This window comes from Nostoc sp., assembly GCF_036917135.1.
Taxonomy (GTDB): domain Bacteria; phylum Cyanobacteriota; class Cyanobacteriia; order Cyanobacteriales; family Nostocaceae; genus Nostoc.
Genome location: NZ_JBALEA010000008.1, coordinates 25,713 through 39,899, shown reverse-complemented (window position 1 = coordinate 39,899; position 14,187 = coordinate 25,713). Strand labels below are relative to the sequence as shown.

The window sequence follows — 14,187 nt, the reverse complement described above, 5'->3', positions numbered from 1 at the left end:
ATAATAAATCGTAATTTAATAACTGGGAATTAGCAAAGTAATTCTGGAAAATATACTGAGGCTTAATAGTACTAGATTTAAGTAAAATTCCAGTTTAGTACTTATACTGTGTATTATGTTTAAGCCTCTATCATTTGCTTTAGTTGCAGCTACCGTTCTAGTTGCATCAATCAATAATCCCAGTGCTACGTTAGCTCGAACTTGTGCTTCTAAGTGTGGATCGCACTCAATTCAGTTTACACCCGGGCAACACATCCGAGTTGAAGTTATAAATAGCACACCTAACTTAATCAAAATCCAAAAACCCTCCGGGACTGATGCAATATCCTTGAGTCCAGGACAGAAATTAAGTTTAGAACAAATAGAGGGTACGGAGCCAAATACATCTCTGATATTTTGGAGCGAAAAGGGTTTATCACTACAAGCAATTGTCTCTAAACCTAACTTTGGTACATTGCGGCTGGAACTTCGTCCAACTTGGCGCTCTCCTGGCGATCGCTCGTTGTATATTATGGATGATGGTAGGATTAACGTGTTTTAACAGAAAAGTTAGGAGTTATGAGTTATGAGTTATCAGTTAAGAAATAACTTTTAATTCAAAACTCTTAACTCCTGTACAGACGCGATTAATCGCGTCTCTCCTAACTCCTAAATTTTATTGTGCTAGAACGACCTGTATCTGAATTATCAAAGCCTCGCCGACGCTTACCCGATCAACGCTGGCAAATTTATCCACAAAAACCAGAATTTGCCCAAAATCTGGCGGTTTTGACAAATCTTTCACCCATTGTCAGCCAGTTGTTGATTAATCGGGGTATGGAAACACCAGAACAGGTACAAGCATTTTTAGATCCAGAGTCTTTGGTTTTACCTTCGCCGTTAGAAGATTTCCCAGATTTGGCGATTAGTTTGGAATTGTTGGAAAATGCGATCGCTACTCAAACTAAAATTGCTATTTGCGGTGACTACGATGCTGATGGGATGACCAGCACTGCTCTACTTTTACGTAGTCTCCGCACTTTAGGCGCACAAGTAGATTATGCTATTCCCAGTCGGATGCATGAAGGCTATGGTATTAATAAACGCATAGTTGAAGAATTTCACAGCGAAGGTGTAGGATTAATTCTCACTGTAGATAATGGGATCTCTGCGTTTGAACCAGTTGCGAGAGCGAGAGAACTTGGTCTTGCAGTGATTATCACCGATCACCATGATGTACCTCAAAAATTACCGCCAGCTAACGCTATCCTCAACCCCAAACTGATAGCGGAATCATCACCTTATCGGGGTGTTGCTGGTGTTGGTGTTGCCTATATTTTGGCAGTGTCTCTAGCGCAACAGCTAGGAGAGACTAAGGGCTTGATCCAGCCGATGCTAGCACTATTTACGCTGGGAACGATCGCAGATTTAGCCCCCTTAACTGGCGTAAATCGTCGTTGGGTGAAACGTGGTTTACAGCATTTACCCAAGTCAAACTTACCCGGAATACAGGCGTTAATTCAGGTAGGCGGCGTACAGGCGAGGGGAGATGAGGGAGCCGGGGGAGCAGAGGAGAAAATTTCTAATACTTCGACTTCTCTACGAGACGCTACGCGAACGCTCAGTACAAGTCCAAAATCCAAAACTTGTACTGAGCGAAGTCGAAGTATCCAAAATCCAAAATCGCTCAAGCCTGAAGATATCGGTTTTCGCCTGGGGCCACGAATTAATGCTATTGGTCGAATTGGTGATCCCCAGACTGTGATTGAATTGCTGACTACAGATGATATGGGAGTAGCGCTAGAAAGGGCAATGCAGTGTGAACAAATCAACGCCTCTCGCCAGGAGATGTGTCAGCAAATTGAAGAAGAAGCGATCGCTTATGTAGAAACAGAATTTGTTGCATCTCTACAGCAAGACCGTGTATTAATTGTTGTTCAACCCAATTGGCATCATGGCGTTATTGGTATCGTCGCCTCGCGCCTGGTGGAACGCTACGGTGTTCCGGTGTTCATCGGTACTTATGAGGATGAGGGACATATACGCGGTTCTGCACGCTCAATTCCAGAGTTTCATGTATTTGAAGCTTTGGAATATTGTCACGATTTACTAGGGAAATTTGGTGGACACAAAGCAGCCGGGGGATTCTCTCTACCCGCAGAGAATTTAGAGATGGTGCGATCGCGTTTGATTGAGTTTGCTAACCAGTGTCTTGAACCCCAACATCTTAAACCTCTGCTCAAAATTGATGCCGAAGTCAATCTAAATCACGTCAATCAGCAGCTTTATCAACAGCTTAACGCTCTGCACCCCTGCGGTATGGATAACCCCGATCCAGTTTTCTGGACACCTAATGTGCAAGTGGTTGAGCAAAAAATCGTTGGGAAGGGTCACATTAAACTGACAATTGCTCAAACTATCGATAATCAGCAGTATCAAATCAAAGCGATCGCTTGGCGTTGGGGCGACTATTTCCAACTACCACTGCGAGTGGATATCGCTTACAAACTGCGAGAAAATTACTTTAACGGTAAGACCACCATTGAGCTAGAGTTAATCGGTGTCAGACTACCAATTCAGCTTCAACAATTTTTGGCTTCGCCACCTACCCCGTCAAGCACAACTTTTGAATACAACCAGCGACAGTATACTTGCGGTTTCTATAAAAACGGTATTGAAGCAGAATTAAGAATTAAAAATACTGAAGGCAAAGTCTTAGCTATGCAGCCAGGACATCTAATTGGTTTGCTGGGCACTAATCGTCAAAATGCCAAAGAAGTTGATATTTCTCAACCACTGTATGACAATATTATCCAAGCTGCGCTTCAAGCTTTATCAGTTAGGAGTTAGAAGTTTGGAGTCTTTAATCAACTTCCCACTTGTGAGACTACGAGTGCTGATTTATCAGTTATGAGTTGAGAATAAAATTTAATTACTCACTCCTAACTCTCAATCAGCACTCAGTACTTTTAAAGGTTGCCGTTGCGAAATGCCAGCACAAAGATGACTGCTGGGCCAGCAATCACTATTAGCGCCACAGACAGCAATTGGAAAATAACTTCCCAATTGATACTGATAAAAGCGTTAAACAAGTCAGATACAGCGTCAAACATTTTCCTTTTCTCCTCTCAATTGTCTTAAAAAAATTCAATAACTTAATTACAAAACCCGAAATCGATCATATCTGGCTATGGCCTGTTAGATTTAATTTACTTAACAAAATTATAACAAAAGATATAAAAACGTAAAATAGGGAGACTGGGGCTGTGAAAATTTTTCTCAATCCCCAATCTCTAATCCCAGATTTCTCACAAGCAAGAAAAAATCAATTGACATGACCTGATTTCAAAAATTAGCCCTTATCTATATCTAGCGGTTCCCCGGAGTACTATAGTCTGATATGACTGTAATTGTCCAAACAAGGGAGTACGGATAAATCCTGATGTTCTTTCAGTAGTTAAAATTGCTTCGGTTTGGACAGGACTTTCTCGACTCCCAATAGCTAGGTTGATAATTGGTAAGAGAAAGCTCAGTTTGACTATATTTCCTCCAAGGTCAGGGTTTGGCGGTCTGCTAATAATTACCGTTATTAGTGTACCGATATCAGTAGCTAATGTCTCAATTTGATCGCCACTGAAATGCTCATAAATGTTCTTAGTTCTGTAATCAAGCTGTGGAACTTGATTGAGAATTGAATACTTGATGTGAGTACCTTGACCCTCAAGCTCAAACTCATTTGGTCGTTGCACAACAATTGCTTGTGCTGGCTTTGAGGATTTGGTCATGAAAAAAGAGACCAATGATGTCGTGGTTAAGCCAGTCACAAAAGTAAGAGCAATTTTAAGAATTTGACGGCGGGGAAAACTGCTAGAGATATCTTCTAAATTAGGTTTCATAATTAAGGAATCCTAAAAGCTAATAAATCTTTCTATACAATCATCTCAATAAATTTCCTGTTTGTAGTAGCAAAATATTAAATCTTGCTTAACACTGACCTATCTTTATAATTGTCAGCAGCAATTGCAACAGTCAAAAACTCATGCTTCTATTCTTTTACCATAAAATATTACTAATTTGGAGATGTCTAAAATGTCAACTTGGCAATGTGTAAAGCAATGTGGAGCCTGCTGTAATCTTGATCCAGCAGAGCGTCCCGACTTGGAAGACTATCTTTCAGCATCAGAACTAGAACTCTACCTCAGTATGGTAGGCGAAGGGGGATGGTGCGTTAATTTCGACCATATCACGCGAGAATGTCGCATCTACTCAAATCGTCCTCGCTTCTGCTGTGTGGAATCAGAAGTGTTTCAAGAGATGTATGGGGTTGAACCAGAAGAAGTTAACGATTTTGCTATTGACTGCTGTCGCCAGCAAATAGAAGGAGTATATGGCGATCGCAGTCTCGAAATACTACGCTTCGATCAAGCTGTAGGGCTGTGACACTCCCACGACTCATTTTATTCTGTAGGGTTGCAATTTATTACAACAATCTGAGAATATGATAGAAATATGAAAACACCCTAGCAACCAAAACTACTACCTGTGAAACTTGACTCTGCATATAAGGGCATTTCTGGCATATCTCAGTCTGAGATTGAGCTAGAACTGAAAGACAGCAACGATTTTAACTTAACTCCGGCGATCGCTGTTGAGCCAATTCAGCCTGTAATTGCCGATAGTCCTCAAAAGCAGCAATCAGTGCTAGTAGTTTTTGGTACAACCTTTGTAACTATTTTTCTCGCAGAAATTGGAGATAAAACTCAGCTATCAACTCTGCTAATGAGTGCAGAATCTCATTCGCCGTGGGTGGTATTTATCGGCTCGGCGGCGGCGCTGATAACCACCAGCTTATTAGGTGTACTTTTAGGTAGTTGGATAGCCAGCCGACTCAGCCCGAAAACTATAGAAAAATCAGCCGGTGTGATGTTGTTAGTGATTTCCTTAATGCTGTTTTGGGATGTATTTCAAGGTTAGTTAAAAGTTAAAAGTTAGGAGTTAGGAGTTAGAAGTTACTAGTTAAGAATTAGGAATTAGAAGTTAGTAGTTATTCTCCCTCATCTCCCTCATCTCCCCACTCCCCACTCCCCCTTAATTATATGGATTGGCATCTTTTAGGACTAAGCTTTATTACAGTTTTTTTATCAGAATTGGGTGACAAAAGTCAGCTTGCAGCGATCGCACTTTCAGGGCGTTCTAATTCTCCGCGTGCAGTATTTTTTGGTGCAGCAGGCGCATTGCTGTTGACAAGCCTGTTGGGATCGTTAGCTGGGGGTGCAGTAGCCGAATTATTACCTACACGTGTGTTAAAAGCGATCGCGGCTGTCGGATTTGCCATTCTTGCTGCACGTTTGCTGTTATTTAACAACCAACCATCGACAGATTCTGAACAAATACCGTAACTGATGGTAGTAATCCCAGCATTCCTTAAGGAATTTATTCAGAATGGAGAGCTTAATCTAGCTATGAGAAGAGTGAAAAATTCACAATAATTTTCTGGTACAATTCCTCTTTTCTCTGTGTCCTCTGCGGTTTAAAAGTAATTTATTAAACCTTAGCAATAGAGTTGCCAGTGCCTTGAGCGGGTTCCCCGACTTGTAGCAACTGGCGCGACGCAGAGAGGAAAACAGAGATTTTATGAGTCACCTTGAAAGGGCTAGTTTTAATCTAGTAGTCCGCCAAGTCAACAATGCTTGGTTTGTAGTGAGCGCTTAGTCGCTCAAATCAAGTGACTAAAGTCCTGACTAAGCTGTTATGTATAGAACTTGCATTATCAGGGCGGGCAGGATGCCCACCCCACAATCATCTTGAAAAAATATTAGTGCAAATTAAAGGCGCAACAGCTTACGAACTTATTCACCCATCAAAGTTAGCGTGGTGGACTACTAGTTAAATTACAAAGGTTCCCAACCAGTTCCTTTGTAGCCGTATTGAAAAATTTCTGGATGCAAAATTTCTGCCAAAATTTCTAGAGAATCTACCAGTCTTGGTCCTGGACGATTAAAGTAAGAATTGCCATCAGTGATATAAACTCTACCAGCTTCGGCAGCGTGTAGTTTTTCCCACTCTGGACGTTGAGTTAACAAGTTGGCTTCTTGGCGAGTGCGATTTAAATCAAAGCCACAAGGCATAAAAACAATTACATCTGGATTGGTTATTAAAAGTGTTTCCCAGGGTAAGGTAGGAGACGGCTGACCTTTAGCGCAAAATAGAGACTGTCCTCCTGCTAAGTTAACTAATTCAGGAATCCAATTCGCCGCAATCATCAAAGGATTAGTCCACTCGATACAGGCGACAGTAGGCAGTTCATGTAAAGAAAGTCCTTGGATTCTTTGCTGACAAATTTTGACCCGAGCTTCTAAATTTTCTAAGATTTTTACCGAGTCTACGCCAAAGATGTTGCCGACTCGTTCAATGTCAGCCCAAACATCCTGGAGAGTATTGGGTTGTAAAGAAATAATCTGAGGTTTGCTGTCAATGAGTGAGGCAACTGCCTTTTCCACTTCGTGTAAGCTGACAGCGCAAACATCGCACTGATCTTGAGTGAGAATGTGGGTAGGCTTTAACTGCTCTAAAACATCTATTTTGATTTCATAAATACTGAGAGCAGATTGTAATAAATTGTTCACCTCATCGTTAATTTCGCTGCTGGAGGCATTAGAGTTTAAACGTGCTTGGGTACAAATGGGGCGATTGTAGATTTCTGGAGGGTAATCGCATTCGTGCGATCGCCCCACAATAGCATCAACCAACCCTAGTGTCGCTAAAATCTCTGTCCCACCGGGAATCAAGGAAACAATTCTCACATTGCTATCCGTCATCGTTCCACCTCCGTAAAAGCTGCCGTTAGCTCAATTTTGACAAAATTTGAGTCATTAGGTATCTTTCTCTAGGAGAATCAACAGTGTTTTGCTAGTCAGCACTAAGCAATAACTTTAACTGAGGATTAGGGATTAGGATTAAGAAAAATTTTTCCAGTTCCCAATCCCCAGAATTAAATTCAAAACATTATACTAATTAACAGGAACTTTACTTGATAGAAGAATTAGATAGAAGAATTACTTAATAGTAAAAATTCTTTGAAATGTTAAATATCCCCTGGCAAAAATCACTAGCATGAAGTAACAGAAGTGAGCAGCAAAATCTAGCTTTAACTCCTTAGCCAGAATTATAAATTTTGATGAAAAAAATTATATTTTCCGGTTCTGAAAAACCAAATCAAGTAATTGTAGTTATACAAAGACAGTTCTATTTTTTTCCGGAGAACTGCAAGTCCAAATTATTTCTTCTTGAGGGCAACTAATGCAGGTGGTGTCAGCTATAGATATTACAGAGCAGAACGAGACCCAAGAGGCTCTACAAATCAGAAAAAATAGTCGGCGAAAACAAAGCCAGACTCTGGTACAACTGGCAAGAAGCAAGACATTTCAGCAGGGTAATCTCAATGCGGTGTTGAGGGAAATTACAGAAACTGCTGCTCAGACGCTCTTGGTGGAGCGAGTTGGGGTATGGTTATATAATGAAGAACGTTCCCAAATTGAATGCATCGATTTATATGATGTGAAGACTAAGGAGCATACCTTTGGTAACTCGCTTTTAAAAATAAATTATCCGGCTTATTTCCAGGCTTTAGAAGAAGAACGTACCATTGCCGCAGATGATGCCAGAAACGATACTAGAACCCAAGAATTATCTGAGTCTTATCTTTCAGTTTTAGGCATCACATCCATACTGTATGCACCAATTTGGCTAGAGGGTCGTTTGGTAGGTGTAGTGTGTCACGAACACATAGGCGAAGGTCGTCAATGGACTTTGGAAGAAGAGACTTTTGTTGGCTCAATTGCAGATTTCGTGACGCTGGCTATAGAAGCGAGGGAGCGAAACATCGTAGAAGAAGCACTACGAAAGAGTGAAGCGCAATTTCGAGCGATTTTTGAGCGTTCTTCTATCGGTATTGGACTTATAGATATGAAAGCGCAGATAGTTGATACTAATCTGGCACTGTGCGAGATTTTAGGATACAGCCGAGAAGAGCTATATGGCAAGAGCTTTACCGATTACATTTCCACAGAAAAGGGGGATTTAAAACTTTACAAACAACTTATGTCAGGAATTGGCACAGATTTAAAGACAACTTCAAGGGACGGCTTCCAACCCTCAAAACATGAGGAAGAGCTTGTCGAAAGACATCGCATTGAGATGGAAAGACGCTGCCTACATCAAAATGGTAGCTTAGTTTGGACTCATATCTCTGTTTCTGTTATACCAGGCAGCGATGGTGAACCTGAGTTTTTTCTAGCGATGATTGAGGACATTACTGAACGTAAGCAGACAGAGTTGAAATTACGTGCATCGCAAGAAGCAGCAGAATCTGCCAGTCGGGTAAAAAGTGAGTTTTTAGCAACCATGAGCCATGAGTTACGTACCCCTCTCAATGCGATTATGGGTTTGTCACAGTTGCTGCAACAAGAAATAGTTGGCTCTCTTAATGAAAAGCAGAACGAATATGTAAATTCTATATATAGTAGTGGTGAACATCTGCTGGCACTGATTAACGATATCCTTGATTTATCTAAGGTAGAAGCAGGCAAAGAGGAGCTGTTATTGTCACCTTTGTCAGTGTCCGACTTATGTAATTATGCTATATGGACAGTGCGCGATCGCGCCTTAGAAAAAGGATTGCAACTCACATATCAAATTGACATCGAAGCGGATATTTGTATTGCTGATGAGCGGCGGATCAAGCAAATGTTACTCAACCTACTCACTAATGCCGTTAAGTTCACCCCAGGCGGACAGATATCGCTGGTAGTCAAAAAAGTACCGGAAGGGATAACATTTACAGTTTCCGATACTGGAATTGGTATAGATTCAAATCAGTTTCAATTTCTATTTGAACCCTTTAAACAGCTTGACAGTCGGTTAAACCGGCAGTACGAAGGCACTGGTTTGGGTTTAGCTTTAACACGCAAATTAGCGCGTTTACATGGTGGAGATGTTACCGTGACATCGACTTTGGGAGCAGGTAGTCAGTTCACTCTGTTTATACCAAATCTAGTGTATCCGGGAGATGAGGCAGATGAGGGAGATGAGGAAGCAAATATTAACTTGTCCTCGTTTTTATCCTCTTCTCCAGCCATCCCCAGAAATGAAACCATTTTGCCTGGAGAAGAAGAGGATCAAACTGCCACAATGTTGCAAAATTATCTCCACACAATTGGCTACCAAGTCAAGTGGATACATAATCGGAACGACATTTTTTAAATGAGTTAATTGCTCATAAAAATACATTTTCTCATTACCAATTGGGGAAAAATATATAGTATATTTTTACTTTCGTTGGGAGAATTTTTTTCTCATTTTCACATGGGGAATACTGGCTTCTTCAAATACTTCTCCTTCTTCTACAAAATCCAACTTTTTATATAAAAACTTCACATATTCTTGAGCATGAATCACTACTTCGGGAATATTTTTGTTATCTATCACTTCTAAGGCATTTTCCATAATTTTCTTACCAATACCCTGCCCTCTAGCTGTAGATAAAACAGCAAGCCGTTCTATTTTGGCAGTCTTATCATCTAAATATCTAATTCTGGCGGTACCCACAACTTCCTCATTTAAATAAGCAATCAAATGTTCGCATATTGCATCTTTACCATCAAATTCTAAAGCCGCATCTACCCCTTGCTCTTCCTGAAATACTGCTATCCTAATTGCTTGAATTGCTAGAAGTTCTTGAGGTATTTCAGCAATTTTTATGACTAAATTGGTCATAAAGCTTTGTTTATATTCTTTAATTTATTTACAGTTTAATTGAGTAAGGGACTTCCAAATAAAAAAATATACAACTATTTATTGTGGGGTGGGCGTCTCGCCCGCCCATAGTCAAAGGCGGGCAAGATGCCCACCCCACAAGATTGGATAATTTATTTCTTGGAAATCCCTAAACTTGAGTTTAGTTTAATGACAAAAAAGGTGGGCATCACTGCCCACCTTGCTTGTTTTAATCTGCACCTTCAATTGGTGCAAAACCTTGACGCTGAATATTTTCTGTTACCGCGCGTGGTTCCAGGAATTGCAGGAGGTAATCAGGACCACCAGCTTTAGAACCTACTCCAGAAAGTTTGAATCCACCAAAGGGTTGTCGTCCAACGATCGCTCCGGTAATATTGCGGTTGATGTACAAATTACCGACTTCAAACTCTGTCTGCGCCTGTTGAATGTGCGAAGGCGTTCTAGAATAAAGTCCGCCAGTTAAGGCGTAGTTAGTTCCATTGGCGACTGCTAAAGCTTCTTGGAAATCTTTCACCCGAATTACGGCTAGCACAGGGCCAAAAATCTCTTGCTGGGAAATTACCGCATTTGGCGATACTTCACTAAATATGACTGGGCCGATAAAATATCCTTGTTCGGGTGATGGTAATTCTAAGGCTAGTTGTGCTTCTGCCTTACCCTTCTCAATATACTCGCGGATGCGATCGCGGGCATTAGCATCAATTACTGGCCCAACTTGGGTACTTGGTAACTCTGCTTCCCCAATATTTAAGGATTTTGTTGCTTCCACCAACCGTTGCACAAAGGTATCATAAATCGGTTGCAGCACAATTACCCTGGAAGCCGCAGAACATTTTTGTCCACTGTAACCAAACGCCGACTGCACTACTCCCACAACTGCTTGGTCTAAATCAGCACTTTCATCCACGATAATCGCATTCTTGCCGCCCATTTCAGCAATCACCCGCTTCATGTGCTTTTGTCCAGGTTTCAACGTTGCTGCATCTGCGTAAATTCTACAACCTACTTCCTGGGAACCCGTAAAAGCGATGACATGAGTATCTGGATGATTTACCAAATAAGCGCCAACTTGCGAACCCTTACCCGGCACGTATTGAAATACACCTTTAGGAAAACCAGCCTCGATCAAGATTTCTGTGAGTTTTGCCGTAATTACAGAAGATGTTTCCGCAGGTTTGAGGAGAGTGCAATTGCCGGAAACCAAAGCTGCGACAGTCATTCCACAAGCGATCGCTAGCGGAAAATTCCAGGGAGAAATTACCACAACAATTCCCCGTGGCTGGTAAATATAACGATTAGTTTCACCTGGTATGTCGTAATTCACACCTTCATCTAACCGTTCTATCTCGTCAGCGTAGTATCGACAGAAGTCTATCGCCTCAGAAACCTCTCCATCAGCTTCCTTAACTGGTTTCCCAACTTCCAAAACCATCCAAGCGGAAAGTTCGGCGCGGCGTTCTTCCATCAAATCACCCGCTTTCCGCAAAATATCAGCGCGTTGTTTAGCTGGTGTTTTCTTCCACCCAGGAAAGGCCGCTTTTGCAGCTTGCATCGCCTGTTCCGCTTGTTCAACGCTAATCAACCCAACTTTACCAACTACCTCACTGAAATTAGAAGGATTGAGAGAATCAACAAATTCCGGTGTGTTAACATACTCGCCATTAATTAGGGGCAAATAAGTTTTACCCAACTGTTGACGAACGTTTTGGAAAGCTTGCGCCGTTTTTGTTCTCACCTCTTCCTCAGAGTAATCAGTATCAGCCGCACCGAGGAAATGATAGTTAGGAGTTAGGAGTGAGGAGCGATGCCCTGAGCCTGCCGAAGGGTTAGGAGTTAAAGAGTTCTCCTCTTTGACAATTGGCGGTGCTAATAATTCTTCAATTGGTCGATTTTCGAGATTTTGCCGTAAAAAAGAACTATTAGCGGTATTTTCCAACAATCGGCGAATTAAATACGCCATTCCAGGTAATAATTCACCGTAAGGACAGTAAACTCTCACCCGATAACCCCTGTCAACCAATGCTTTTGCAACTTTATCACCCATACCATAGAGGACTTGTAATTCAAAGCGACGGCGGGGGACATTTAAACTTTCAGCGATGGCAATGGCGCGAGAGTGCGATCGCACATTATGGCTACCAATGGCAGAATAGACATATTGATGATTTTCTAGCAATAGCTGAGTGATGGTTTCAAAGTTAGCATCAGTTGCCGCTTTGTCGTTGTAAACTGGCTGTTTCCAATGCTTCTGCGCTGCTTTGATAGTTTCCTGATCCCAATATGCACCTTTCACCAAACGGATTGTCAGGGGATAACCGCGCTGTTTTAACCAAGAAATTATGTCTTTGACATCTTGCTCACTATCACGCAGATATGCTTGAGTAGTCATGCCAATATCTGTACGTTGCCGAAACTCATCTTCTAGTAACAGTTTTTTCAGGATGCTGAGAGTTATATCCTTATATGCATACTGTTCCATATCAAAATGCACAGCTGCGCCTAACTCTTTAGCACGACGTAATAGAATACGAATGCGATCGCTAACTCGCTCCTCACTACCTTTAGCATCTAAAGGATCAAATTGAGAATAAAATGCTGTTAACTTCACAGAAACCTGGACTTTTGGGATAACTTCCCCATCAGCCTCATCAATAGCCGGGATAGCTGCCCAATTCTTCGATGCTTCCACCAATTGTTGCATTAATTCTAGATAGCGTTCTAGATAAGACTGCGCTTCGGCTTCGGTAATCACCGCTTCACCAAGTAAGTCGATGGTGAAAGCCATTTTCTCTTTTCGCAGTCGTTCAACTGTTTTGATGACTTGTTTAATATTTTCCCCAGAAATATATTTATGGGCAAGAGTCTCAACGGCAGTACCAACGGTTGTCGCAGCAACTTGTCCGGGCATAGAGTCGGGGTTAGCAAAGTTTAACATTCCCTTCAAAGCTGCCGGTAATTCTACAGACTCATCGCCGAGATATTCTTGTAAATGTGAGGCAATTTCTGATTTACTGTGTAAAGCAGGTAGGGTATCTATAAAGCGAAATAGTTGCACCCGCAACCCAGGATTACTCATCGCCCAAGCTAGTAATTTATCATCCCAGCGCATTTGATCCCGCAGGGAAGAAAGGAACGAACGATTTTCCTGGGTTGCTGCGAGAAGTTGTTTAGCAATTTCTTGGGTTTTAGCTTCGTAGGTGCTTGTTTGTACTTGTAATACCACTGATAATAAACTCCGTTAATCAAGGCAAGGCTTTTTGTCTAAAGCCTGTGTCTTCTATTTTGGCGCTTTCATTTCGTAGTCACCATGATGCTGAGTTTATAATTCGGAATATTCGCCAAAGGTGAGAAGCAATTTACTAGGACTTACGCATTGACAAGAAATACTAAATATGTGTAAAGGTTAAAAACCATATCTTTCGTAGGGGCACAGCATTGCTCATTAGTGTCAACTTAAGGTTAAAACCTATTTGTCAACGATAGGTTTTGTTTGGAACGAAGTATAAAGGTGAACTTTTTTATGAGTTTTATACGCCAACTGGGAGTGATGCTAATAAACAAAGCATTAATAGTCCCTGAAAAAGTTCGTTTTTTGTCCCTTTAAAACCGCATTTTTAAGCATAAATGCTTATTGACGTAGGAAGTTTTAGCTTAACTTGACACCAATGAGCATTGCTGTGCCCCTACAGCATGGTCTATTTACGATAACAGGATAATTAACAAAAGCCTGAAACAACCTATTTTAGGTAATTCACATCACGATGCATTTGTACAGTGCGTAAGTCCTATTTACTTACGCCGTGCTGTTCTAGTGGTATAGGTTCATTTTGTAAAACTGCCACAAAGGGATCGCCTGTGAAGTTGCGGGGGAAACAACCTGCTAGCATATTGTAGAGACAAGCCGCAACTGTCCAAATATCTATCTCCGGCAGGGCATATTTAAAGTTAAGCACCTGCTGTAGCGGCATTACTCCGTCGCAATAATTACTATTAGTAGGAGAAAAAATACTGTGTCCAAATCTGTGTATGCGATCGCTGGAGTTTTTGTTGGCTTAGCCGTTAATCTCGTCGGCAACTTGCTCTCGGCGGCGATTCAACAGCAAGTTTTTTCGGATAAGTTCACCATAAAATCAACCTGTTGGTTAGTCGGGTGTCTATTAGTAGGCGCCCTAGTTGGCTGGTGGTTGGGTGAAAAAATACAAGTGCCAGCGCCAACAGCCACACCACCACAACCAACTAGCGGAAATCCGGGAACTCAGCAGACAAACCCAGTCAATCCTGATAAAGTAACTATGACTCGTCTGCGGGCAATAGCTTCCGTAATCAAGTCAAAAGGAAGTGGTGTTAGTCTTAGCGACATTTTCACACTTGGTTCCAAGATTGATATTGATACACGCGACTAACTACTTTTCA

Annotated in this window: 13 protein-coding genes; 7 read left to right on the top strand and 6 right to left on the bottom strand. The window is 41.5% G+C overall.

Translation table 11 applies throughout. The annotated features are described in order from the left end of the window. The first annotated feature begins 115 nt into the window (after positions 1 to 115). Both V7K50_RS01675 and V7K50_RS01670 read left to right on the top strand, forming a co-directional pair. Entirely contained in the window at positions 116 to 541 is a 426-nt protein-coding gene (locus tag V7K50_RS01675; RefSeq protein ID WP_334956645.1) for a hypothetical protein, read from the top strand. Positions 542 to 660: 119 nt separating this feature from the next. Continuing rightward, a complete protein-coding gene (locus V7K50_RS01670; RefSeq protein WP_334956643.1) occupies positions 661 to 2,829 on the top strand; it encodes a single-stranded-DNA-specific exonuclease RecJ in 2,169 nt (722 codons plus the stop codon). Positions 2,830 to 2,948: 119 nt separating this feature from the next. Here the strand turns inward: V7K50_RS01670 and psb30 are convergent, their stop codons facing one another. Next, entirely contained in the window at positions 2,949 to 3,092 is a 144-nt protein-coding gene (psb30, locus tag V7K50_RS01665; protein ID WP_442936923.1) for a photosystem II reaction center protein Ycf12/Psb30, read from the bottom strand. Between the two features lie 246 nt (positions 3,093 to 3,338). Further along, positions 3,339 to 3,875 carry a hypothetical protein gene (locus V7K50_RS01660; RefSeq protein WP_334956641.1) on the bottom strand — a complete coding sequence of 179 codons (537 nt, stop codon included), beginning with the start codon at positions 3,873 to 3,875 and terminating at the stop codon, positions 3,339 to 3,341. A 193-nt stretch (positions 3,876 to 4,068) separates the two neighbouring features. Between V7K50_RS01660 and V7K50_RS01655 the strand changes: the two genes are divergently transcribed. From V7K50_RS01655 to V7K50_RS01645, 3 genes are all read left to right on the top strand, one after another. Next, a complete protein-coding gene (locus tag V7K50_RS01655) occupies positions 4,069 to 4,419 on the top strand; it encodes a YkgJ family cysteine cluster protein (RefSeq protein WP_334956639.1) in 351 nt (116 codons plus the stop codon). A gap of 102 nt (positions 4,420 to 4,521) precedes the next feature. Then, on the top strand, positions 4,522 to 4,953 hold the full coding sequence (locus V7K50_RS01650) for a TMEM165/GDT1 family protein (protein ID WP_334956637.1): 432 nt from the start codon (positions 4,522 to 4,524) through the stop codon (positions 4,951 to 4,953). A gap of 122 nt (positions 4,954 to 5,075) precedes the next feature. Further along, entirely contained in the window at positions 5,076 to 5,378 is a 303-nt protein-coding gene (locus tag V7K50_RS01645) for a TMEM165/GDT1 family protein (protein ID WP_334956635.1), read from the top strand. A 492-nt stretch (positions 5,379 to 5,870) separates the two neighbouring features. Here V7K50_RS01645 and V7K50_RS01640 read toward each other — a convergent pair whose 3' ends face one another. Beyond that, positions 5,871 to 6,797 (bottom strand): cobalamin-binding protein, encoded by a 927-nt coding sequence (locus V7K50_RS01640; RefSeq protein ID WP_334956633.1) that lies wholly within the window; start codon positions 6,795 to 6,797, stop codon positions 5,871 to 5,873. A 481-nt stretch (positions 6,798 to 7,278) separates the two neighbouring features. Here V7K50_RS01640 and V7K50_RS01635 point away from each other — a divergent pair, with 481 nt between their 5' ends. Beyond that, positions 7,279 to 9,240 carry an ATP-binding protein gene (locus tag V7K50_RS01635; RefSeq protein ID WP_334956631.1) on the top strand — a complete coding sequence of 654 codons (1,962 nt, stop codon included), beginning with the start codon at positions 7,279 to 7,281 and terminating at the stop codon, positions 9,238 to 9,240. A 66-nt stretch (positions 9,241 to 9,306) separates the two neighbouring features. On the opposite strand, the gene V7K50_RS01630 is transcribed toward V7K50_RS01635, so the two are convergent. From V7K50_RS01630 to V7K50_RS01620, 3 genes are all read right to left on the bottom strand, one after another. Continuing rightward, on the bottom strand, positions 9,307 to 9,753 hold the full coding sequence (locus V7K50_RS01630) for a GNAT family N-acetyltransferase (protein ID WP_334956629.1): 447 nt from the start codon (positions 9,751 to 9,753) through the stop codon (positions 9,307 to 9,309). A gap of 229 nt (positions 9,754 to 9,982) precedes the next feature. Beyond that, on the bottom strand, positions 9,983 to 12,997 hold the full coding sequence (gene pruA, locus V7K50_RS01625; RefSeq protein ID WP_334956627.1) for an L-glutamate gamma-semialdehyde dehydrogenase: 3,015 nt from the start codon (positions 12,995 to 12,997) through the stop codon (positions 9,983 to 9,985). A gap of 562 nt (positions 12,998 to 13,559) precedes the next feature. Further along, on the bottom strand, positions 13,560 to 13,742 hold the full coding sequence (locus tag V7K50_RS01620) for a hypothetical protein (protein ID WP_334956625.1): 183 nt from the start codon (positions 13,740 to 13,742) through the stop codon (positions 13,560 to 13,562). Positions 13,743 to 13,784: 42 nt separating this feature from the next. Here V7K50_RS01620 and V7K50_RS01615 point away from each other — a divergent pair, with 42 nt between their 5' ends. Continuing rightward, positions 13,785 to 14,177, top strand: a complete 393-nt coding sequence (locus V7K50_RS01615) for a hypothetical protein (RefSeq protein WP_334956623.1) — start codon at positions 13,785 to 13,787, stop codon at positions 14,175 to 14,177. Positions 14,178 to 14,187: the final 10 nt, after the last annotated feature.